Raw genomic sequence first — 22537 nt, 5'->3', positions numbered from 1 at the left:
GAGTTGCTATGTTAAGGGTCTACCACTCCAACCGTCTGGACGTGCTGGAAGCGTTAATGGAATTCATCGTTGAGCGCGATCGGCTTGACGATCCTTTTGAACCCGAACTTGTGTTGGTTCAAAGTACCGGTATGGCGCAGTGGCTGCAAATGACCCTTTCGCAGAAATTTGGTATCGCCGCGAATATCGATTTTCCGCTACCCGCGAGTTTTATCTGGGATATGTTTGTACGCGTGCTGCCTGATATCCCGAAAGAGAGCGCGTTCAGCAAGCAAAACATGAGCTGGAAGCTGATGACGCTGCTGCCGCAACTGCTGGAGCGTGAAGATTTTACGCTACTGCGCCACTATCTGACGGACGACGCTGACAAGCGCAAGCTATTCCAGCTTTCCTCGCGTGCCGCCGATCTTTTCGATCAGTATCTGGTCTATCGCCCCGACTGGCTTACCCAGTGGGAGGCGGGGCAGATGGTTGACGGGTTAGGGGAGGCTCAGATCTGGCAGGCGCCGCTGTGGAAGGCGCTGGTGGAATACACGGCTGAACTGGGGCAGCCGTGCTGGCACCGTGCGAATGTGTATCAGCGTTTTATCCAGACGCTGGAAAATGCGACAACCAGCCCGACGGGGCTGCCTTCGCGCGTCTTTATTTGTGGTATTTCCGCGCTGCCGCCGGTGTATCTCCGGGCCTTGCAGGCGCTGGGAAAGCACATCGAAATCCATCTGCTGTTCACTAACCCCTGTCGTTATTACTGGGGGGATATCAGAGATCCTGCCTGGCTGGCAAAACTGGTGGCTCGTCAGCGTCGTCACAGCTTTGAGGAGCGCGACTTACCGCTGTTTCGCGATAACCAACGCGCCGGGGAGTTATTTAATAGCGACGGCGAGCAGGATGTCGGGAACCCGATGCTGGCGTCCTGGGGGAAACTGGGGCGGGACTACATTTACTTGCTTTCCGAACTGGAAAACACACAGGAACTGGATGCGTTTGTCGATATTCCCCCGGACAATCTGCTTCATAACATTCAGGCGGACATCCTTGAGCTGGAAAGTCGCGCCGTGGCTGGGGTGAACCTCGAAGAGTACGCCCGAAGCGACAACAAGCGTCTGCTTGACCCGAATGACGCCAGCGTGACCTTTCACGTATGCCATAGCCCGCAGCGTGAAGTGGAGATCCTGCATGATCGTCTGCTGGCGATGCTGGAGGCCGACCCGACGCTGATGCCGCGCGATATTATCGTCATGGTGGCGGATATCGACAGCTATAGCCCCTTTATTCAGGCCGTATTTGGCAGTGCGCCTGCCGAACGCTATCTGCCTTATGCCATCTCCGATCGCCGGGCGCGTCAGTCGCATCCTGTTTTGCAGGCGTTTATCAGCCTGCTGTCGTTGCCGGACAGCCGTTTTGTCTCTGAAGATGTGCTGGCGCTGCTGGACGTGCCGGTTCTGGCGGCCCGATTTAACATCAACGAAGAAGGGCTGCGCTATCTTCGCTTATGGGTCAATGAGTCGGGTATCCGCTGGGGGATTGATGACGACAACGTGCGCGAGCTGGCGCTTCCTGCAACGGGGCAGCATACCTGGCAATTTGGCCTGACGCGTATGCTGCTGGGTTACGCGATGGAAAGCGCGCAGGGCGAATGGCAGTCCGTGCTGCCTTATGACGAGTCCAGCGGGCTGATTGCGGAGCTGGTCGGGCATCTGGCGTCCCTGCTTATGCAGTTGAACCTCTGGCGTCGCGGGCTGGCGCAGGCGCGTCCGCTGGAAGAGTGGCTCCCGGTTTGCCGCGACATGCTCAATGACTTTTTCCTGCCCGATGCGGAAACGGAAGCCGCAATGACCCTTATCGAGCAGCAATGGCAGGCGATTATCACCGAAGGGCTTGAGGCGGAGTATGGCGATGCGGTGCCGCTGTCTCTGTTACGGGACGAGCTGGCGCAAAGGCTGGATCAGGAACGCATCAGCCAGCGTTTTCTGGCGGGGCCGGTAAACATCTGTACGCTCATGCCTATGCGTTCTATCCCCTTTAAGGTTGTGTGTCTCCTTGGTATGAATGACGGCGTCTATCCGCGTCAGCTGGCGCCGCTCGGTTTTGACCTGATGAGTCAGAAACCGATGCGCGGGGATCGTAGCCGTCGCGATGATGACCGCTACCTGTTCCTTGAGGCCTTAATCTCTGCGCAGCAGACGCTCTATATCAGCTACATCGGGCGCTCTATTCAGGATAACAGCGAACGTTTCCCGTCAGTCCTGGTGCAGGAACTGATGGATTATATCGGGCAAAGTCACTATTTGCCGGGAGATGAAGAACTGACCAGCGATGAGAGCGAGGCCCGCGTGAAAGCGCATATCGCTCGCCTGCACACGAGGATGCCGTTTGATGCGCAAAACTATCTTCCCGGAGAACAGCAAAGCTACGCGCGCGAATGGCTGCCTGCTGCAAGTCAGTCAGGCGAGGCCCACTCTGATTTTGTACAGCCGTTGCCCTATGAACTCCCTGAGACGTTGACGCTGGAAAAACTTCAGCGCTTCTGGGCGCATCCGGTGCGGGCGTTTTTCCAGATGCGGCTACAGGTGAATTTCCGCGCGGAAGAGAGTGAAATTCCCGATACGGAGCCGTTCATTCTGGAAGGGCTAACCCGCTATCAGCTTAATCAGCAGTTGCTTAATACGCTGGTCGAAGAAGAGGATGCCGGGCTTTTATTCCGTCGCTTCCGGGCGGCGGGCGATCTCCCGTATGGCGCTTTTGGCGAGATCCTCTGGGATACGCAGCGTCAGGAGATGCAGTCGCTGGCGGACAGGATTATCGCGTGTCGTCAGCCGGGGAAAAGTATGGAAGTTGATCTGCTCTGCAATGGCGTGCAGATCACGGGGTGGTTGCCGCAGGTGCAGGAAGACGGTTTGTTGCGCTGGCGCCCATCTTTAATAAGCGTTGCGCAGGGAATGCAACTTTGGCTGGAACACCTTGTCTATTGTGCCTGTGGCGGAAAAGGCGAAAGTCGTTTGTTCCTGCGTAAAGAGGGAGAGTGGCGCTTCCCGCCGTTAGAGGCTGAACAGGCGTTAACTTACCTCGCACAGCTGATTGACGGTTATCGGGAAGGGATGTCATCCCCACTGCTGGTTCTTCCTGAAAGCGGCGGCGCATGGATAAAAGCTTGTTATGACGCGACGAATAATGCCATGTTAGATGATGCTGACACGCTGCAAAAAGCCCGGACGAAGTTCTTGCAGGCTTATGAAGGTAACATGGTGATACGCGGAGAAGGGGATGATATCTGGTATCAACGGTTGTGGCGTCAGCTGGAGCCGAAGACGATAGAGAGCATTATTTCTCAGTCTCAACGTTATCTGTTACCGCTATTTCGTTTTAATCAGTCGTGAGGGCTGTATAAAAATTGCGCAATTAAATGGCTTCATTTATGATGCGTTTTCTGTCACGGACTGATTTTACAATAAGAGATGCTGACTCGTTTAGCACACAGTTTTGTCCTGCTCAATAAGCGCCAGCGTCGCGCTCGCGCTTCACCTGAGCGGGAAAGAAAGTTAATGATGAGGTTCGTGAATGCCCCGCAGCACCTGGTTCAAAGCGTTATTGTTGTTTGTCGCCCTTTGGGCACCCTTAAGTCAGGCAGATACCGGTTGGCAGCCTTTGGCGGAAACCATCCGTAAAAGCGAGAAAGATACGCGTCAGTATCAGGCGGTTCGTCTGGACAATGACATGGTGGTTTTGCTGGTATCCGACCCGCAAGCGGTGAAATCGCTTTCGGCGCTGGTGGTGCCTGTTGGATCGCTGGAGGACCCCGATGAACATCAGGGGCTGGCGCACTATCTCGAACATATGAGCCTGATGGGGTCTAAAAAATATCCCCAGCCTGACAGCCTTGCCGAATACCTTAAAATGCACGGCGGCAGCCATAATGCCAGCACCGCGCCGTATCGTACCGCCTTCTATCTGGAGGTGGAAAACGACGCCCTGTCAGGTGCGGTCGATCGCCTTGCCGATGCCATTGCCACGCCGTTGCTGGATAAAAAATATGCCGAGCGTGAGCGCAATGCGGTCAATGCCGAACTGACGATGGCGCGTACGCGAGACGGTATGCGTATGGCGCAGGTCAGCGCAGAAACCATCAACCCGGCGCACCCGGGTTCGCGCTTCTCTGGCGGCAATCTGGAAACCTTAAGCGACAAACCGGGCAATCCGGTTCAGCAGGCGTTGCAGGCGTTTCACGAAAAATATTATTCAGCGAACCTGATGAAGGCGGTGATTTACAGTAACAAACCGCTGCCGGAACTGGCGCGTATTGCGGCTGAAACCTATGGCCGGGTGCCGAATAAAAATATCAAAAAGCCGGAAATTACCGTGCCGGTAGTAACGGACGCGCAAAAGGGCATCATCATTCATTATGTGCCTGCTCTGCCGCGTAAAGTGCTGCGCGTAGAGTTTCGTATTGATAACAACAGCGCGCAGTTTCGCAGCAAAACCGACGAACTGGTGACCTACCTGATTGGCAACCGGAGCCCGGGAACGCTCTCCGACTGGCTGCAAAAACAAGGATTAGTGGAAGGCATTCGTGCGGACTCTGACCCGGTGGTTAACGGTAACAGCGGCGTACTGGCTATTTCCGCTACCCTGACGGACAAAGGACTGGCGAACCGGGACGACGTTGTCGCCGCCATCTTCAGCTATCTCAACCTGTTACGTGAAAAAGGCGTGGATAAACGCTACTTCGATGAGCTGGCGCATGTGCTGGATCTCGACTTCCGTTACCCCTCTATCACCCGTGATATGGATTACGTCGAATGGCTGGCGGATACGATGATTCGCGTTCCGGTGGAACATACGCTGGATGCGGTGAATATCGCCGATCAATATGATGCGGCGGCGGTGAAATCACGCCTGGCGATGATGACGCCGCAGAATGCGCGTATCTGGTACATCAGCCCGAAGGAACCGCACAACAAAACGGCCTATTTTGTCGACGCGCCTTATCAGGTGAATAAAATCGACGACAAAACGCTCGCCGACTGGCAGCAAAAAGCGCAGGGCATTGCGCTGTCATTACCGGAGCTTAACCCCTATATTCCAGACGATTTCACGCTGATCAAACCGGAGAAGGAATATCCCCACCCGGAGCTGATTGTCGATGAACCGGATTTGCGCGTGGTTTATGCGCCGAGCCGTTATTTTGCCAGCGAGCCTAAGGCGGATGTCAGCGTTATTCTGCGTAACCCGAAAGCAATGGACAGCGCCAGAAACCAGGTGATGTTTGCGTTAAACGATTATCTCGCGGGGATCGCGCTCGACCAGTTAAGCAACCAGGCATCGGTCGGCGGGATTGGCTTTTCCACCAACGCCAACAATGGCCTGATGCTTAACGCGAACGGTTACACGCAACGCTTGCCGCAGCTTTTCCAGGCATTGCTGGAAGGGTATTTCAGCTACACCGCGACGGAAGAACAGCTGGAACAGGCGAAATCCTGGTATGCGCAGATGATGGATTCCGCAGAAAAAGGGAAGGCCTACGATCAGGCGATTATGCCGGCACAGATGCTTTCTCAGGTGCCTTACTTCCAGCGTGATGAACGCCGTAAGCTGTTGCCTTCGATCACGCTGAAAGAGGTCATGGCTTACCGCGATACGTTAAAAGCAGGCGCGCGACCGGAGTTCCTGGTGATTGGCAATATGCGCGAAGCGCAGGTGAAAACCATGGCGCGGGATATCCAACAGCAGCTTGGCGCCAACGGTTCAGAGTGGTGTCGCAATAAAGACGTACTGGTGGATAAAAAGCAGTCGGTCATCTTTGAGAAGGCGGGAAGCAGCACTGACTCCGCGCTGGCGGCGGTATTCGTTCCAACCGGTTACGATGAATATGCCAGTTCAGCCTACAGCGCGATGTTAGGGCAAATCGTTCAGCCGTGGTTCTATAATCAGTTGCGTACTGAAGAACAGTTAGGTTATGCGGTGTTCGCTTTCCCGATGAGCGTCGGGCGTCAGTGGGGGATGGGTTTCTTGCTGCAAAGCAGCGACAAGCAACCGTCTTATCTCTGGGAGCGTTACAAAGCATTCTTCCCAACGGCGGAAGCGAAGCTGCGGGCGATGACGCCGGAAGAGTTTGCGCAAATTCAGCAGGCGATCATCGCGCAGATGTTGCAAGCGCCGCAAACGCTGGGCGAAGAAGCGTCGAAATTAAGCAAAGATTTCGATCGCGGCAATATGCGCTTTGATTCACGTGATAAAATCGTGGCTCAGATTAAACTGCTGACGCCGCAAAAACTTGCCGATTTCTTCCATCAGGCGGTGGTTGAGCCGCAAGGCATGGCGATACTGTCACAGGTTTCCGGCAGTCAGAACGGGAAAGCAGAGTACGTGCGCCTGGAAGGCTGGAAAGTGTGGGAGAACGTCAGCGCGTTGCAGCAAACCTTACCCCTGATGAGTGAAAAGAATGAATGATGCCGCTGAGTCCCTTGATCCTTTACGCTTGCCCCTCACGGGCGAGCGTCTGATTGAAGCCTCTGCGGGCACTGGCAAAACGTTTACTATCGCCGCGTTGTATCTGCGCCTGCTGCTCGGATTGGGCGGCTCTGCCGCCTTTCCCCGACGGCTGACCGTGGAAGAACTGTTGGTCGTGACGTTTACCGAGGCGGCCACCGAAGAGTTACGCGGCCGCATCCGCAGCAACATCCATGAACTGCGCATTGCCTGTCTGCGTGAAACTACCGATAACCCGTTATATGCCCGCCTGCTGGAAGAGATCGAGGATAAAAAGCAGGCGGCGCAGTGGTTACTGTTGGCGGAAAGACAGATGGATGAGGCGGCGGTATTCACCATCCACGGTTTTTGCCAGCGCATGCTCAGCCTGAATGCGTTTGAGTCCGGCATGCTGTTCGAGCAGCAATTAATCGAAGATGAATCCCTTCTGCGCTATCAGGCCTGCGCCGACTTCTGGCGGCGTCACTGTTATCCGCTGCCGCGCGAAATTGCCCAGGTTGTCTTTGAAGCGTGGAAAGGCCCCCGGGCGCTACTGAAAGATATCGATCGTTATTTGCAGGGTGAAGCGCCGGTCATCAAAGCCCCGCCGCCGTCAGACGAGACGCTGGCGTCTCGCCACGAACATATTTTGTCGCGTATTAACGCCCTGAAGCAGCAATGGTGCGCGTCCGTTGATGAACTGGATGGGGTGATAGAGTCGTCGGGAATCGATCGCAGAAAATTCAATCGCGGCAACCAGACGAAATGGATCGAGAAGATCACGGCGTGGGCGCAGGCGGAAACGCAAACCTATCAATTACCCGACGCGCTGGAGAAATTCTCCCGGCGATTCCTGGAAGAGAGAACCAAAGCGGGCGGCATAACCCCGCAGCATCCGCTGTTTGTCGCCATTGAGGAACTGCTGGCTGAACCGTTGACGATAAAAGATCTGCTGATCACCCGTGCGCTGGCAGAAATCCGCGAGACGGTTGCGCAGGAAAAACAACGCCGGGGTGAATTAGGTTTCGACGACATGCTGAGTCGTCTGGATGTTGCGCTGCGTAGTAATAGCGGCGATGCGCTGGCAAGCGCAATTCGTGGCCGTTTCCCGGTGGCGATGATTGATGAATTTCAGGATACCGACCCGCAGCAGTACCGCATTTTCCGCCGCATCTGGCGGCATCAGCCGGACACCGCGCTGTTGCTGATTGGCGATCCGAAACAGGCGATTTATGCGTTTCGCGGCGCGGATATCTTCACCTACATGAAAGCCCGCAGCGAGGTCAGCGCCCATTATACGCTGGATACCAACTGGCGTTCCGCACCGGGCATGGTCAACAGCGTGAATACGTTGTTCAGTCAGATGAACGACGCCTTTATGTTCCGCGAAATTCCATTTGCGCCGGTTAAATCGGCCCAGAAGAACCAGTCGCTGCGCTTTGTGCTGAACGGCGAGACGCAGCCCGCCATGAACATGTGGTTGATGGAAGGGGAAAGCTGCGGCATTGGCGACTATCAGAGTTACATGGCGCAGGTGTGCGCGACGCAAATTCGTGACTGGCTGAAAGCCGGGCAAACTGGCGATGCGCTGCTTGTTAGCGAGAAAACCTCACGCCCGGTTCGAGCCTCGGATATCAGCGTGCTGGTGCGAAGCCGCCAGGAAGCGGCGCAAATTCGTGATGCGCTGACGCTGCTGGCGATTCCGTCCGTTTATCTCTCCAACCGCGACAGCGTATTTGAGACGCTGGAAGCGCAGGAAATGCTGTGGATCTTACAGGCCGTCATGACGCCTGAGCGTGAAAATACGCTGCGTAGCGCGATGGCGGCCTCGATGATGGGGTTGACCGCGCAGGACATCGAAACGCTGAATAACGACGAAAATGCCTGGGATGCGGTGGTCGAAGAGTTCGACGGCTATCGTCAAATCTGGCATAAGCGCGGCGTCATGCCCATGCTGCGCGCGCTGATGTCAGCGCGGAATATTGCCGAAAACCTGCTGGCGACGGCGGGAGGCGAGCGCCGCCTGACCGATATTCTGCACATCAGCGAATTGTTGCAGGAAGCCGGTTCGCAGCTGGAAAGCGAGCATGCGCTGGTGCGCTGGCTGTCGCAGCATATTCTTGAGCCGGACAGCAATGCCGCCAGCCAGCAACTGCGGCTGGAAAGCGATAAACATCTGGTGAAAATCGTCACCATCCATAAATCAAAAGGGCTGGAATATCCGCTTGTCTGGCTGCCTTTTATTACCCATTTCCGCGTGCAGGATCAGGCGTTTTATCACGATCGCAATTCGTTTGACGCGGTGCTGGATCTCAGCCACGCCGAGGAGAGCGTTGAACTGGCGGAAGCAGAGCGTCTGGCGGAAGACCTGCGTTTGCTTTATGTGGCGCTGACCCGTTCGGTGTGGCATTGCAGCCTCGGCGTTGCGCCGTTGGTGCGTCGTCGCGGAGATAAGAAAGGCGATACCGATGTACACCAGAGCGCGCTCGGGCGCCTGCTGCAAAAAGGTGAGCCGAAAGATGCCGCCGGGCTTCGCGCCTGTATTGACGCGCTTTGCGGGGAGGATATCACCTGTCGGACGCCAGCCGAACCGGACAGCGAACGCTGGCAGGTAACGGAAGCGTCGCGTGCGGCGCTAAGCGCCAGAGCATTACGCCGAATGCCTGCCGACAACTGGCGAGTAACCAGTTATTCCGGCTTACAGCAGCAAGGCCATAGCGTCGCCCAGGATTTAATTCCGCGTCTGGATGTGGATGCCGCCGGGGTAGGGGACGTGGTGGAAGAGCCGGAGCTGACGCCGCACCAGTTCCCGCGAGGGGCATCGCCGGGTACATTCCTGCATAGCCTGTTTGAAGACCTCGACTTTACGCAGCCCGTTGACCCGGCCTGGGTGCGGGAAAAACTGGAGCTTGGCGGTTATGACGCGCACTGGGAGCCGGTTTTAACGCAGTGGCTGGACGCTGTTTTGCAGGCTCCCCTGACCGAACGCGGCGTGAGTCTGCGTCATCTTTCTGCCCGTGAAAAACAGGTGGAGATGGCGTTTTATCTGCCGATCGCACAGCCGCTTATCGCCAGTCAACTGGATGCGCTGATTCGCCGGTTTGATCCGCTCTCGGCGGGCTGCCCGCCGCTCGACTTCATGCAGGTTCGCGGCATGCTGAAAGGGTTTATCGACCTGGTGTTTCGCCATGAAGGGCGGTATTACCTGCTCGATTACAAATCAAACTGGCTGGGCGAAGACAGCACGGCCTACACTCAGGAGGCGATGGCCTCAGCGATGCAGGCGCATCGCTATGACCTGCAATATCAGCTGTATACGCTGGCGTTGCACCGCTATCTGCGCCATCGCATCGCCGATTATGACTATGAACGTCATTTCGGCGGCGTGATCTACCTTTTCCTGCGCGGCGTTGACCGTGAATATCCACGGCAGGGCATTTTCTCGACCCGGCCGGACGGTGAATTGATTGCATTAATGGATGAGATGTTTGCAGGCGTTGTAGCGGAGGAGGCGCAATGACAATTCAGAAGCGGTTACTGGAGGCCGTAGAACAAAAGTTGTTGCGGCCATTAGACGCGCAGTTTGCGCTGGCGGTTGCCGGGCAGGACGATCCGTGCGTAACGCTGGCCGTTGCATTGCTCAGCCGCGATGCCGGGGAAGGGCATGTCTGTATGCCGCTTTCGCGTCTGGCGATAACGGAAGAGTCGCATCCGCTACTGGTCTCCTGGTTTAGCGAGAGGGATGTGCCTGAAGACTGGGCATCGTGTCTGCTGGCTTCCGGGGCGGTCAGTCGGGGAGAGCGGCCAACGCCGTTGATTCTGCATGAAGATCGCCTTTACCTGAACCGGATGTGGAGTAACGAGCGCACGGTAGCCCGCTTTTTTAGCGAGGTTAACCAGGCGATCGCGGTAGATGAACAGCAACTGGCCCGCACGCTGGATGCGCTTTTCCCGCCGACGGATGATGTCAACTGGCAAAAAGTGGCGGCGGCCGTGGCGTTGACGCGCCGTATTTCCGTCATTTCCGGCGGGCCTGGCACCGGTAAAACCACTACCGTGGCGAAGCTGCTGGCCGCGTTGATTCAGATGGCGGACGGCGAACGATGCCGTATACGACTGGCGGCGCCGACGGGGAAAGCGGCGGCGCGTCTGACCGAGTCGCTTGGCGCGGCATTGCGCCAGCTTCCGCTCACGGATGAGCAAAAAAAACGCATCCCGGATGACGCCAGTACGTTGCACCGGCTGTTGGGCGCACAGCCCGGTAGCCAGAGGCTGCGCCATCATGCGGGAAACCCGCTGCATCTGGACGTGCTGGTGGTGGATGAGGCATCAATGATCGATTTGCCGATGATGTCGCGGCTAATTGAGGCGCTGCCGCCGCACGGACGCGTGATTTTTCTCGGCGATCGCGATCAGCTGGCTTCCGTTGAGGCGGGGGCGGTGCTGGGCGATATCTGCGCCTGGGTAAATGCCGGATTTACCGCCGGGCGCGCGCAGCAGCTGAGCCGATTGACGGGAAGCCCCATTCCTGCGGGCGCAGGCACGGAGGCAGCCTCTTTGCGCGATAGCCTGTGTTTGCTGCAAAAAAGCTATCGCTTCGGGCATGATTCCGGCATTGGTCAACTGGCGGCAGCCATTAATTGCGGCGATAAAGCGGCGATGAAAACGGTCTTTCAGCAGGGATTCAGCGATATTGAAAAACGAACGCTACAGAGCAGCGAGGATTACGCCGCCATGCTCGACGAGGCGCTGGCCGGTTATGGGCGTTATCTGGCGCTTGTTCGCGAGGGCGCGGAGCCGGGGGCGATTATTCAGGCTTTCAATGAGTACCAGTTGCTGTGCGCGCTGCGTGAAGGGCCGTTTGGCGTTGGCGGTCTGAATGAACGCATCGAACAGGTTATGCTGCAAAAGCGCAAAATTCAGCGTCACCCGCACAGCCGCTGGTATGAAGGGCGTCCGGTAATGATTGCGCGTAATGACAGCGCGTTGGGGTTGTTCAATGGCGATATCGGCATTGCGCTCGATCGCGGCCAGGGGTTGAGGGTGTGGTTCGCCATGCCGGATGGCAGCATTAAGTCGGTGCAGCCCAGCCGTTTGCCGGAGCATGAAACAACCTGGGCGATGACGGTGCATAAATCGCAGGGATCGGAGTTCGATCATGCGGCGCTGATTTTACCCAGCCAGCGCTCGCCGGTTGTGACCCGCGAGCTGGTGTATACCGCCGTGACGCGCGCACGTCGTCGCCTGTCTCTCTATGCCGATGAACGGGTTTTGAGTGGGGCAATTGCGACGCGCACGGAGCGACGTAGCGGACTGTCCGCGTTTTTTAATAACGGGCTGTGAGGCAAGTTGCCGGATGGCGCCTGCGCTTATCTGGCCTACAGCATCCCCGTAGACCCGATAAGACGCTTTAGCGTCGCCGTCAGGCAAAATGGGTTATCCCAAATCTGCCATCAACACCTTTGAACGACGCTGATAGTTGTACATCTCTTTTTTGCTCTCGGGCAGCAGTTCGATATCCACCGGCGTAAACCCACGTTCCTGGAACCAGTGAATACTACGCGTTGTCAGCACAAACAGCTTGCTGAGGCCCATCTGTCTTGCCTGCACGGCGATCCGCTCCAGCAAGACTTCGCCACGCGATGAACTGCGATAATCTGGATGTACCGCCACGCAGGCCATTTCGCCGATTTTTTCTTCGGGGAAAGGGTACAGCGCGGCGCAGGCGATGGTCAGATTATCTCGCTGGATAATCGTGAATTTGTCGATCTCCATCTCCAGTTGTTCACGGGAGCGGCGCACCAGAATCCCCTGTTGCTCCAGCGGGCGAATCAGCTCCAGGATCCCGCCGATATCGTTAATGGTGGCGCGGCGAATCTGCTCGGCGCTCTCCATCACGATTTGCGTCCCGATCCCGTCGCGTGAGAACAGCTCCTGCAATAGCGCGCCGTCTTCCTGGTAGCTAATCAGATGGCAGCGACGCACGCCGCTGCGACAGGCTTTCACCGCGCCGCGCAGGAACCGCACGGTGCCTGAATTGTAATCGCCTTTTTCTTCCTGCGCTTCAACGCGTGCCTGCGCTTCGTTCGGGAAAAGTTCGGAAACGATGTCGCCTTCGTCGTTAGTTACCCCTTGCGACGAACAGAAGCCGATCATCTTCTCCGCCTTCAGTTTGATGGCGAGCTGCGTGGCGATCTCTTCTGAGGTCAGGTTAAAACTTTCGCCTGTGACGGAAACCGCGACCGGCCCCATCAGCACAATTGCGCCGCTGTCTAACTGGCGATGAATCGCCTCTTCATCAATACGGCGAATGCGTCCGCTGTGGCAGTAATCCACGCCGTCATCCACGCCCAGCGGCTGTGCAATAATAAAATTGCCGCTGACGACGTTGATGTGCGCGCCCTGTAAGGGGGTGTTGTTCAGGCTCATCGACAGACGGGCGGTGATATCCAACTGCAACGTGCCTGCCGCTTGCTTAACCAGTTCCAGCGTTTTGGCGTCCGTCACGCGGGTATTTTTGTGGTACAGCGGCTCATGGTGATGTGCGGCAAGGTTCGCGTCGATTTGCGGACGCGCGCCATACACCACCACCAGGCGAATGCCCAGACTGTGCAGAAGCCCGATGTCATTGACGATACTGGAGAAATTTTCATGCTCAATGGCCTCACCGCCAAGCATAATGACAAACGTTTTTCCCCGATGGGTATTGATATAGGGAACAGAATGGCGGAATCCCTGTACCAGTTCGGTTCTACGTTCCTTCACCACGGCACACCCTCATTGCATGATTATTCGAAATTAATGTATTTTTATTCTGTTTTTCCGTCGTGCGCAAGCGCAAATTTTAATCCCGCTGAAGTTTTCTCTCAGTAATACCGTGAATACAAAAAGAAAGTTTACCCTTTTATAGATGACAGATTATGCGTCATTCGCTAAAGTTTCCGGTCAATTTAGACGTTTTGTACATCAGCACCGTTAAGTTTGTTTTGCTCGGGAGAAGCATGTCGGGATCCAACTCAGCAATCAGTCGCCGTCGTTTACTACAAGGGACGGGCGCCATGTGGCTATTGAGCGTAAGTCAGGTCGGTTTGGCTGCCGTCAGCCAGGTCGTCGCGGTACGCATCTGGCCTGCGTCCAGCTATACCCGCGTCACGGTGGAATCGAACCGTCTGCTGAAATACAAACAGTTTGCCCTGAGTAACCCTGAGCGCGTGGTGGTGGATATTGAAGGCGTGAATCTGAACTCGGTGCTTAAAGGCATTGGCGCGCAGATCCGCGCGGACGATCCGTATATCAAGTCAGCGCGAGTGGGGCAGTTTGATCCACAGACGGTGCGGATGGTGTTTGAGCTGAAGCAAAACGTGAAACCGCAGCTGTTTGCCCTTGCGCCGGTGGCGGGCTTTAAAGAACGCCTGGTGATGGATCTCTACCCTGCCAATGCGCAGGATATGCAGGACCCGTTGCTGGCGCTGCTGGAAGATTACAACAAAGGCGATCTGGATAAGCAGGTGCCGCCTGCACAGAGCGGGCCGCAGCCGGGCAAGGCGGGACGCGATCGCCCGATCGTGATCATGCTCGATCCCGGTCATGGAGGAGAAGATCCCGGCGCCGTGGGGAAATACAAGACGCGCGAAAAAGACGTGGTGTTGCAGATTGCCCGCCGCTTGCGCGCGTTAATTGAGAGAGAAGGCAATATGAAGGTCTACATGACGCGTAATGAGGATATCTTCATTCCGCTGAAAGTGCGCGTGGCGAAAGCCCAGAAGCAGCGCGCCGACCTGTTTGTCTCTATCCATGCGGACGCGTTTACCAGCCGACAGCCCAGCGGTTCATCCGTTTTTGCGCTCTCGACGAAGGGCGCGACCAGTACGGCGGCAAAATACCTCGCGCAAACTCAGAACGCCTCGGATTTGATCGGCGGCGTGAGTAAAAGCGGCGATCGCTATGTCGATCACACGATGTTCGACATGGTGCAATCGTTGACCATCGCCGATAGCCTGAAGTTCGGTAAAGCGGTGCTCAACAAGCTGGGAAGGGTTAATAATCTGCACAAAAATCAGGTCGAGCAGGCCGGCTTTGCGGTGCTGAAAGCGCCGGATATTCCCTCTATTCTCGTGGAAACCGCCTTTATCAGTAATATTGAAGAGGAGCGTAAGCTCAAAACGGCGAAGTTCCAGCAGGAAGTGGCGGAGTCGATTCTGGCGGGTATTAAAGCCTACTTTGCCGATGGGGCGACGCTGGCGAGAAGGGGATAATAAAAAAGCGCTGAAAGGCGCTTTTTTTTACGGACCGTAGAAACGAAAAAACACCCGTTAAGGTGTTTAATATTGGTTGCGGGGGCCGGATTTGAACCGACGACCTTCGGGTTATGAGCCCGACGAGCTACCAGGCTGCTCCACCCCGCGTCCGTCTTTCTGCTTCGTATTTCAAACCACATCTGCGTTGGCTTTCCTCGTTCACCTCAGTCACTTACTGGAGTAAGCTCCTAAGGATTCACTGCGTCGCCGCCTTGTTGTGATTCGAACTACTTTGCAAAATATTACATCATATTTCAATTGGTTGCGGGGGCCGGATTTGAACCGACGACCTTCGGGTTATGAGCCCGACGAGCTACCAGGCTGCTCCACCCCGCGTCCGTCTTTCTGCTTCGTATTTCAAACCACATCTGCGTTGGCTTTCCTCGTTCACCTCAGTCACTTACTGGAGTAAGCTCCTAAGGATTCACTGCGTCGCCGCCTTGTTGTGATTCGAACTACTTTGCAAAATATTACATCAGATTTTAATTGGTTGCGGGGGCCAGATTTGAACTGACGACCTTCGGGTTATGAGCCCGACGAGCTACCAGGCTGCTCCACCCCGCGTCCGTGGATGCGCACTATACTCTGCTAACATTTTCATGCAACCCTTTTTTCACCCGGATCACGAAATTGGGATGATTGTGTGCAAAAACAACGCGCTTTGGTACGTTTTTTGTGCGTAATTTGCGTCAGGGGAGCGCTTCGCATTTCATTAGGTTCGGGGGTTTGTTATCTTCATAGCGCAAGATTTACAGCTAAAAGACGAGAACTCATGAAAGGACGTTGGGCAAATTACCTTCTTATGGGGGCGGTGGTTGCAATGCTTGCCGCCTGTTCCTCTAAACCGACCGATCGCGGCCAGCAGTATAAAGACGGGAAGTTTACCCAGCCTTTCTCACTGGTGAACCAACCTGACGCCATTGGGGCGCCTATCAACGCAGGCGATTTCGCCGAGCAGGTCAACCAAATCCGCAGCGCGTCGCCGCGTCTGTATGGCAACCAGAGCAACGTCTATAACGCCGTGCAGGAGTGGTTACGTTCCGGTGGCGATACGCGAATGATGCGCCAGTTTGGTATTGATGCCTGGCAGATGGAAGGGGCGGATAACTACGGCAACGTCCAGTTTACTGGCTACTACACGCCGGTTATCCAGGCGCGCCATACCCGTCAGGGCGAGTTCCAGTACCCTATTTATCGCATGCCGCCAAAACGCGGCCGCTTACCGTCTCGTGCCGAGATCTATTCCGGCGCGCTGAGCGACAGCTACATTCTGGCGTACAGCAACTCGCTGATGGATAACTTCATCATGGACGTTCAGGGCAGCGGCTATATTGATTTTGGCGACGGCAGCCCGCTGAATTTCTTCAGCTATGCCGGGAAAAACGGCCATGCTTACCGCAGTATCGGCAAGGTGCTGATCGATCGCGGTGAAGTGAAGAAAGAAGATATGTCGATGCAGGCTATTCGCCACTGGGGAGAAACCCACAGTGAAGCGGAAGTGCGCGAGCTGCTGGAGCAAAACCCGTCATTCGTCTTCTTTAAGCCGCAATCTTTTGCCCCGGTGAAAGGCGCCAGCGCCGTGCCGCTTATCGGCCGTGCGTCTGTGGCTTCCGATCGCAGCATTATCCCGGCAGGAACAACTCTGCTGGCGGAAGTCCCGTTGCTGGATAACAACGGCAAGTTTAACGGCCAGTATGAATTGCGCCTGATGGTGGCGCTGGACGTGGGCGGCGCGATTAAAGGCCAGCACTTTGATATTTATCAGGGGATAGGCCCGGACGCCGGGCACCGCGCAGGCTGGTATAATCACTATGGGCGCGTCTGGGTGCTGAAAAACGCCCCGGGAACCGGTAACGTATTTAGCGGTTGATTGCCTGATGGCGGCTTCGCTGAAGATTTAAATCGTAGGCCTGATAAGCGTAGCGCCATCAGGCAAATCATGCCGGATGGCGTCGCAAGCGACGTATCCGGCCTACGATCGTATTACCCCTTTTTAATTCTGAGGTCGTATGTCTGTTGTAATTAGTGATGCCTGGCGCCAGCGTTTTGGCGGCACCGCCCGTCTGTATGGTGAAAAAGCGTTGCAGCTGTTTGCCGGTGCGCATATTTGCGTGGTCGGAATCGGCGGCGTCGGCTCCTGGGCGGCAGAGGCGCTGGCGCGTACCGGCATTGGCGCGATCACGCTCATCGATATGGATGACGTATGCGTCACCAACACCAACCGGCAAATTCATGCGCTGCGCGATAACGTCGGTCTGGCGAAGGCCGAGGTGATGGCCGAGCGTATTCGTCAGATCAACCCGGAGTGCCGGGTGACGGTGGTGGATGACTTTGTCACGCCGGATAACGTCGCAGAGTATATGAGCGCAGGGTTTTCGTATGTCATTGATGCCATCGACAGCGTGCGGCCAAAAGCCGCGCTGATTGCCTGGTGCCGCCGAAATAAGGTTCCGTTAGTCACCACCGGCGGGGCGGGTGGGCAGATAGACCCGACCCAGATTCAGGTAACGGATCTGGCGAAAACCATCCAGGACCCGCTGGCGGCGAAACTGCGCGAACGACTGAAAAGCGACTTTGGTGTGGTGAAAAACAGCAAGGGCAAACTGGGCGTGGACTGCGTGTTCTCAACGGAAGCGCTGGTTTATCCGCAGGCTGATGGTTCCGTATGTGCGATGAAAGCGACGGCGGAAGGGCCGAAACGAATGGATTGCGCCTCTGGATTCGGCGCAGCCACGATGGTAACTGCGACCTTTGGCTTTGTTGCTGTGTCCCACGCGCTGAAGAAGATGATGGCGAAGGCGGCGCGTCAGGCTTGATTGTGTCGGATGGCGCTATGCTTATCCGACCTACGGTTCGTGCGGTGTTGTAGGCCGGATAAGACGCATCAGCGTCGTCATCCGGCTTGCTGGGCAGCCTCAATAATCGCGTTATTCAGCGCATTCAGCCCCTGGCTGCGCGATGCGCTAAGTTGTGTTGTTAAGCCTAACTCATCAAACAACCCCTGCGGCGAGTGCGCCAGCAGTTCCGCCGGGGTCTTTCCCTCTACCGCCGTGAGTAAAACCGCCAGCAAACCACGTACAATACGCCCTTCGCTGTCACCGAAAAAGTGTAGCGTTCCCTTCTCTGACAGGGTATGCCCCAGCCAGACGCGGTTCTCACATCCTGCGATCTCTTTTGCCTGCGTTTTTAGCTCATCCGGCAATGCCGGGAGTTGCTTACCCAACAGAATAAGCTGGCGATACTTGTCCTCCCACTGCGAGAGCGGGATAAAGAGAGCGCGTAACGTCTCTTCCGTTACGGTCGTGCCAAACGGGTGTCCGGCAAAAAGAGGGCTTGTCATTAATCCACCAGTATTTCCAGCGCGCGGTCAACGGCGCTGACCAACGCATCCACATCATGCTTTGTATTATACGGCGCAAAAGAGGCGCGCAGGGTGCCCGTTACGCCAAGCGCCGCCAGCAGCGGCTGCGCGCAGTGCTGCCCGGCGCGCAGGGCGATGCCGTATTCGGCCAGTAACGTCACCATATCGCTGTGATGAACGCCGGTAAAATCGAAGGCCAGCAGGCTGGAGTCCTGGCAACGGAAAGAGCGGAAACCCGGACGCTTCGCCAGCGCGTCTTCCGCCAGCGTCGCCAGACCGCGACTCCAGCTTTCGGCCTGCGCCATATCCACTTCCGCCAGCCACTCCAGCGCGGCGCTAAGGCCAATAACCCCAGCCACGTTTGGCGTGCCGGCTTCCAGACGCCAGGGAACGGCCTGGGTTGTGAATCCTTCAAAATTGACTTCAGCGATCATCTTACCGCCGCCGAGCCACGGGGACATCTCTTCCAGTAAGGCCGGTTTACCGTACAGCGCGCCGATGCCCGTCGGGCCGTACAGCTTGTGGGCGGAGAAAGCATAAAAATCAATATCCAGCTGCTGTACATCGGCGGGGAAATGCACCGCGCCTTGCGCGCCGTCAACCATCACCACCATCCCTGCCGCGTGCGCCAGCGTGATAGCGCGCGCCAGGTCCGGGCAGCCGCCCGTGACGTTCGACATCTGTCCTAGGGCCAGAATCCGGCTGCGTGGCGTGATGAGTTCAGGCAGACGCTCCACGTCGGGGAGGAAAAGGGCATTCAGGGGCAGTTTGACGATTTTTGCGCCCGTCTGCTGAGCGACCATCAGCCAGGGAACGAGATTCGCGTGATGCTCCGCTTCACTGACGATTATCTCATCGCCGGGTTGCAGGCGCGGGCGGGCATAGCATTGCGCCACCATATTGATGGCTTCCGTGGTGCCGCGTGTCCAGACAATCGAAGCATCATCAGGTGCGTTCAGCCACTGCGCCACTTTGCCGCGCGCCGCTTCATAGCGTGCGGTTAGCCGCTGTGCCTCGGCGAACTGGCTGCGATGGACGTTTCCGGCGCTCAGGTTGTAGAACTGATGCGTAGCGTCGATCACGGCCTGAGGCTTAAGCGCCGTCGCGGCGCTGTCGAGATAAACGCCCGCATCGGTAAGGGCAGGAAATTGCGCGCGAAACTGCGCAGGATTGAAAGCGTTCATGGTATTCCTCAATTCAGTATACCGATCGTGGCGCAAAAAGGGCTGTGATACAAGGTTTGTCCTAACCATCGGAATTGTCTGGTTATCCTGGTGAAGTCAGGGAAGCAGGTTATGCTAAATAGTGTTAGGCGAATGTTTTTGCCTGTTACGGAACCCGTTTTATTTAGCATAAACAGCTTTAAGGAGAAGAAGATGAAAATGAAAAAGACTGCCGCAATGATCTCTGCATGTATGCTGACTTTTGCCCTGAGCGCCTGTTCCGGTCCGAATTATGTGATGCACACAAATGATGGCCGTACTATCGTGTCAGACGGTAAGCCAAAAACCGATGATGAAACCGGCATGATTTCTTATAAAGACGCTAACGGCAACAAACAGCAGATCAATCGTACTGACGTTAAAGAGATGGTCGAACTGGATCAGTAACCGGTCGGTCATGGACAAAAAAAAGCACCGCAATTGGCGGTGCTACATTAATCACTATGGACAGACAGGGTAAATGTACAGGAAGTGAAAAAGGGTAGCTTCGCTACCATGGTCTGAATCGCAGACCAATTGCAAACACAACAACACAACATCACAACCGTAAGCCAAAAGCCCATCAGAACACGCATTCCGATAAAACTTTTCGTTCCGGCTCAGGAAGTGTCGCCACTATAGGTATTTGCTGGTAGAACCTCAACGGACAAATTATAATGGCTCAGATTAAAAAAACTAATAGGTTACACAAGGTTACCTAATTGTTAAATTTATTTAACATCAAAGTCTAAAAGCCATGTCAAAACGATTACCACCCTTAAATGCATTACGTGTTTTTGATGCCGCAGCGCGGCATTTAAGCTTCACTCGCGCAGCAGAAGAGCTTTTTGTGACACAGGCCGCAGTAAGTCACCAAATCAAGTCACTTGAGGATTTTTTGGGGCTAAAACTGTTCCGTCGTCGCAATCGTTCGCTTTTGCTAACGGAAGAGGGGCAGAGCTATTTCCTCGACATCAAAGAGATTTTTTCGCAATTAACCGAAGCGACGCGTAAACTTCAGGCGCGGAGTGCAAAAGGCGCGCTTACGGTCAGTTTATTGCCCAGTTTTGCGATCCAGTGGCTGGTTCCTCGACTCTCAAGCTTTAACTCAACTTATCCGGGAATCGATGTCAGAATTCAGGCCGTGGACCGTCAGGAAGATAAGCTGGCTGATGATGTCGACGTCGCTATTTTTTATGGGCGTGGCAACTGGCCGGGCTTGCGCGTCGAAAAATTGTACGCAGAATATTTACTGCCGGTGTGTTCACCGTTATTACTGACGGGCGATAAGCCGTTAAAGACGCCGGAAGATCTGGCAAAACATACATTACTGCATGATGCTTCGCGAAGAGACTGGCAGACCTATACGCGTCAGTTGGGGCTGAATCATATTAATGTGCAGCAGGGACCTATTTTCAGCCATAGCGCAATGGTGCTACAGGCTGCCATCCACGGACAGGGGGTTGCGCTGGCGAACAACGTCATGGCGCAATCAGAAATTGAAGCCGGGCGTCTTGTCTGTCCCTTTAACGACGTTCTGGTCAGTAAAAATGCTTTTTATCTGGTTTGTCATGACAGTCAGGCAGAACTGGGTAAAATAGCCGCCTTTCGTCAGTGGATTCTGACCAAAGCGGCCGCTGAACAAGAAAAATTCCGCTTTCGTTACGAACAATAATTTATTTAGGGTACTACCATGACCAGCCGTTTTATGCTGATTTTTGCCGCGATAAGCGGCTTTATCTATGTTGCTCTGGGTGCCTTTGGGGCGCATGTCCTGAGCAAAACTCTTGGTGTGGTTGAAATGGGCTGGGTCCAGACCGGCCTGCAATATCAGGCGTTTCATACGCTGGCCATTTTTGGCCTGGCGGTTGCGATGCAGCGACGCATTAGCATCTGGTTTTACTGGAGCAGCGTTTTTCTGGCGTTAGGTACGGTGCTGTTTAGCGGCAGCCTGTATTGCCTGGCGCTGTCTCATTTACGCCTGTGGGCGTTTGTTACTCCTGTCGGCGGCGTGAGTTTCCTGGCAGGCTGGGTGCTGATGTTAATTGGCGCCATCCGTTTGAAACGTAAGGGCGTTGGTCATGAATAAGGTTGTATTGTTGTGTCGCCCTGGTTTTGAAAAGGAGTGCGCTGCTGAAATAACGGATAAGGCGGCGCGTCGGGAAATCTTTGGCTTCGCTCGTGTTAAAGACAATGCCGGATACGTCGTCTTTGAGTGCTATCAGCCGGACGATGCTGAAAAAATAGTAAAAGAGTTGCCTTTTTCCTCGCTCATTTTTGCGCGTCAGATGTTCGTCGTCGGCGAGCTGCTGCGCGACCTGCCGCCGGACGATCGCATTACGCCGATTGTCGGGATGCTACAGGGCGTTGTGGAAAAAGGCGGCGAGCTGCGTGTTGAAGTCGCAGACACCAATGAAAGCAAAGAGTTGATGAAGTTTTGCCGTAAATTTACGGTGCCGCTGCGTGCCGCGCTGCGCGACGCGGGGATACTGACAAACTATGAAACGCCAAAGCGTCCGGTGGTACATGTTTTCTTCATCGCGCCGGGCTGCTGTTATACCGGGTATTCGTATCCTGACAACAACTCGCCGTTCTATATGGGGATTCCGCGGCTGAAATTCCCGGCCGATGCGCCAAGCCGTTCGACGCTGAAGCTGGAAGAAGCGCTGCATGTTTTTATTCCGGCCGATGAGTGGGATGAACGTCTGGCGAACGGGATGTATGCCGTGGATTTAGGCGCCTGCCCTGGCGGTTGGACCTACCAGTTAGTGAAGCGCAACATGTGGGTTTACTCTGTCGATAACGGCCCAATGGCGCAGAGCCTGATGGATACCGGGCAGGTGACCTGGCTGCGCGAAGATGGATTCAGATACCGTCCGAATCGCAATAACATCTCGTGGATGGTGTGCGACATGGTGGAAAAGCCTGCTAAGGTTGCCGCGCTGATGGCGCAGTGGTTAGTAAACGGCTGGTGTCGCGAGACGATCTTCAATCTCAAGCTGCCGATGAAAAAACGCTATGAAGAGGTGTCGCAGAACCTGGCGTATATTCAGGCGCAGCTTGATGAACACGGCATTAACGCGCAAATTCAGGCGCGACAGCTGTATCACGATCGTGAAGAAGTGACCGTGCATGTCCGTCGGCTGTGGGCCGCCGTGGGCGGGCGTCGCGACGAGCGGTAATACGATGGATTGCCGGATAGCGGCGTAAAT

The 22537-nt window shown here is 55.5% G+C and carries 14 protein-coding genes and 3 tRNA genes; 11 read left to right on the top strand and 6 right to left on the bottom strand.

Features of this window, described 5'->3' with window-relative positions; all coding sequences use genetic code 11:
- Positions 1 to 8 precede the first annotated feature (8 nt).
- The 4 genes from recC (at position 9) to recD (ending at position 11808) form a co-directional block, all read left to right on the top strand.
- A complete protein-coding gene (gene recC / locus CKO_RS17905; RefSeq protein ID WP_012134938.1) occupies positions 9 to 3377 on the top strand; it encodes an exodeoxyribonuclease V subunit gamma in 3369 nt (1122 codons plus the stop codon).
- A 181-nt stretch (positions 3378 to 3558) separates the two neighbouring features.
- Positions 3559 to 6447 carry a pitrilysin gene (gene ptrA / locus CKO_RS17900; protein WP_012134936.1) on the top strand — a complete coding sequence of 963 codons (2889 nt, stop codon included), beginning with the start codon at positions 3559 to 3561 and terminating at the stop codon, positions 6445 to 6447.
- Positions 6440 to 9985, top strand: a complete 3546-nt coding sequence (gene recB, locus CKO_RS17895) for an exodeoxyribonuclease V subunit beta (RefSeq protein ID WP_012134935.1) — start codon at positions 6440 to 6442, stop codon at positions 9983 to 9985. Before ptrA ends, recB begins: the two co-directional genes overlap by 8 nt.
- Positions 9982 to 11808 carry an exodeoxyribonuclease V subunit alpha gene (gene recD, locus CKO_RS17890; RefSeq protein ID WP_012134934.1) on the top strand — a complete coding sequence of 609 codons (1827 nt, stop codon included), beginning with the start codon at positions 9982 to 9984 and terminating at the stop codon, positions 11806 to 11808. The genes recB and recD overlap by 4 nt, the downstream gene beginning before the upstream one ends.
- 93 nt (positions 11809 to 11901) lie before the next feature.
- Here recD and argA read toward each other — a convergent pair whose 3' ends face one another.
- Positions 11902 to 13233, bottom strand: coding sequence for an amino-acid N-acetyltransferase (gene argA / locus CKO_RS17885; protein WP_024130906.1), 1332 nt, complete (start codon positions 13231 to 13233; stop codon positions 11902 to 11904).
- 233 nt (positions 13234 to 13466) lie between these two features.
- Here argA and amiC point away from each other — a divergent pair, with 233 nt between their 5' ends.
- Positions 13467 to 14720 (top strand): N-acetylmuramoyl-L-alanine amidase AmiC, encoded by a 1254-nt coding sequence (amiC, locus tag CKO_RS17880; RefSeq protein WP_024130905.1) that lies wholly within the window; start codon positions 13467 to 13469, stop codon positions 14718 to 14720.
- Positions 14721 to 14793: 73 nt separating this feature from the next.
- On the opposite strand, the gene CKO_RS17875 is transcribed toward amiC, so the two are convergent.
- The 3 genes from CKO_RS17875 to CKO_RS17865 all read right to left on the bottom strand — a co-directional run bounded on the left by CKO_RS17875 (position 14794) and on the right by CKO_RS17865 (position 15326).
- A tRNA-Met gene (locus CKO_RS17875) sits at positions 14794 to 14870 on the bottom strand.
- 151 nt (positions 14871 to 15021) lie between these two features.
- Positions 15022 to 15098, bottom strand: a tRNA-Met gene (locus tag CKO_RS17870).
- Positions 15099 to 15249: 151 nt separating this feature from the next.
- Positions 15250 to 15326, bottom strand: a tRNA-Met gene (locus CKO_RS17865).
- 208 nt (positions 15327 to 15534) lie between these two features.
- Between CKO_RS17865 and mltA the strand changes: the two genes are divergently transcribed.
- Together mltA and tcdA are read left to right on the top strand one after the other, a co-directional pair.
- The gene (gene mltA / locus CKO_RS17860; protein ID WP_012134931.1) at positions 15535 to 16632 is read left to right on the top strand and encodes a murein transglycosylase A; all 1098 of its coding nucleotides are present in this window, start codon (positions 15535 to 15537) and stop codon (positions 16630 to 16632) included.
- A gap of 139 nt (positions 16633 to 16771) precedes the next feature.
- Positions 16772 to 17578, top strand: a complete 807-nt coding sequence (tcdA, locus tag CKO_RS17855) for a tRNA cyclic N6-threonylcarbamoyladenosine(37) synthase TcdA (RefSeq protein WP_012134929.1) — start codon at positions 16772 to 16774, stop codon at positions 17576 to 17578.
- A 77-nt stretch (positions 17579 to 17655) separates the two neighbouring features.
- Here the strand turns inward: tcdA and csdE are convergent, their stop codons facing one another.
- Positions 17656 to 18102, bottom strand: coding sequence for a cysteine desulfurase sulfur acceptor subunit CsdE (gene csdE, locus CKO_RS17850; RefSeq protein WP_012134928.1), 447 nt, complete (start codon positions 18100 to 18102; stop codon positions 17656 to 17658).
- Complete coding sequence (gene csdA / locus CKO_RS17845) at positions 18102 to 19307, bottom strand: cysteine desulfurase CsdA (protein ID WP_012134927.1); 1206 nt, start codon at positions 19305 to 19307, stop codon at positions 18102 to 18104. Before csdA ends, csdE begins: the two co-directional genes overlap by 1 nt.
- 198 nt (positions 19308 to 19505) lie before the next feature.
- Here csdA and CKO_RS17840 point away from each other — a divergent pair, with 198 nt between their 5' ends.
- The 4 genes from CKO_RS17840 to rlmM all read left to right on the top strand — a co-directional run bounded on the left by CKO_RS17840 (position 19506) and on the right by rlmM (position 22507).
- A complete protein-coding gene (locus tag CKO_RS17840; RefSeq protein WP_024130904.1) occupies positions 19506 to 19733 on the top strand; it encodes a YgdI/YgdR family lipoprotein in 228 nt (75 codons plus the stop codon).
- A 349-nt stretch (positions 19734 to 20082) separates the two neighbouring features.
- Positions 20083 to 21000: a glycine cleavage system transcriptional regulator GcvA gene (gene gcvA / locus CKO_RS17835; RefSeq protein ID WP_012134925.1), complete on the top strand. Its 918-nt coding sequence runs from the start codon at positions 20083 to 20085 to the stop codon at positions 20998 to 21000.
- 18 nt (positions 21001 to 21018) lie between these two features.
- Positions 21019 to 21414, top strand: a complete 396-nt coding sequence (locus CKO_RS17830) for a DUF423 domain-containing protein (RefSeq protein WP_012134924.1) — start codon at positions 21019 to 21021, stop codon at positions 21412 to 21414.
- A complete protein-coding gene (gene rlmM, locus CKO_RS17825) occupies positions 21407 to 22507 on the top strand; it encodes a 23S rRNA (cytidine(2498)-2'-O)-methyltransferase RlmM (RefSeq protein WP_012134923.1) in 1101 nt (366 codons plus the stop codon). The genes CKO_RS17830 and rlmM overlap by 8 nt, the downstream gene beginning before the upstream one ends.
- Positions 22508 to 22537: the final 30 nt, after the last annotated feature.

The organism is Citrobacter koseri ATCC BAA-895, assembly GCF_000018045.1.
Taxonomy (GTDB): Bacteria; Pseudomonadota; Gammaproteobacteria; order Enterobacterales; family Enterobacteriaceae; genus Citrobacter_B; species Citrobacter_B koseri.
This window is presented reverse-complemented; position numbering and strand designations above follow the sequence as displayed.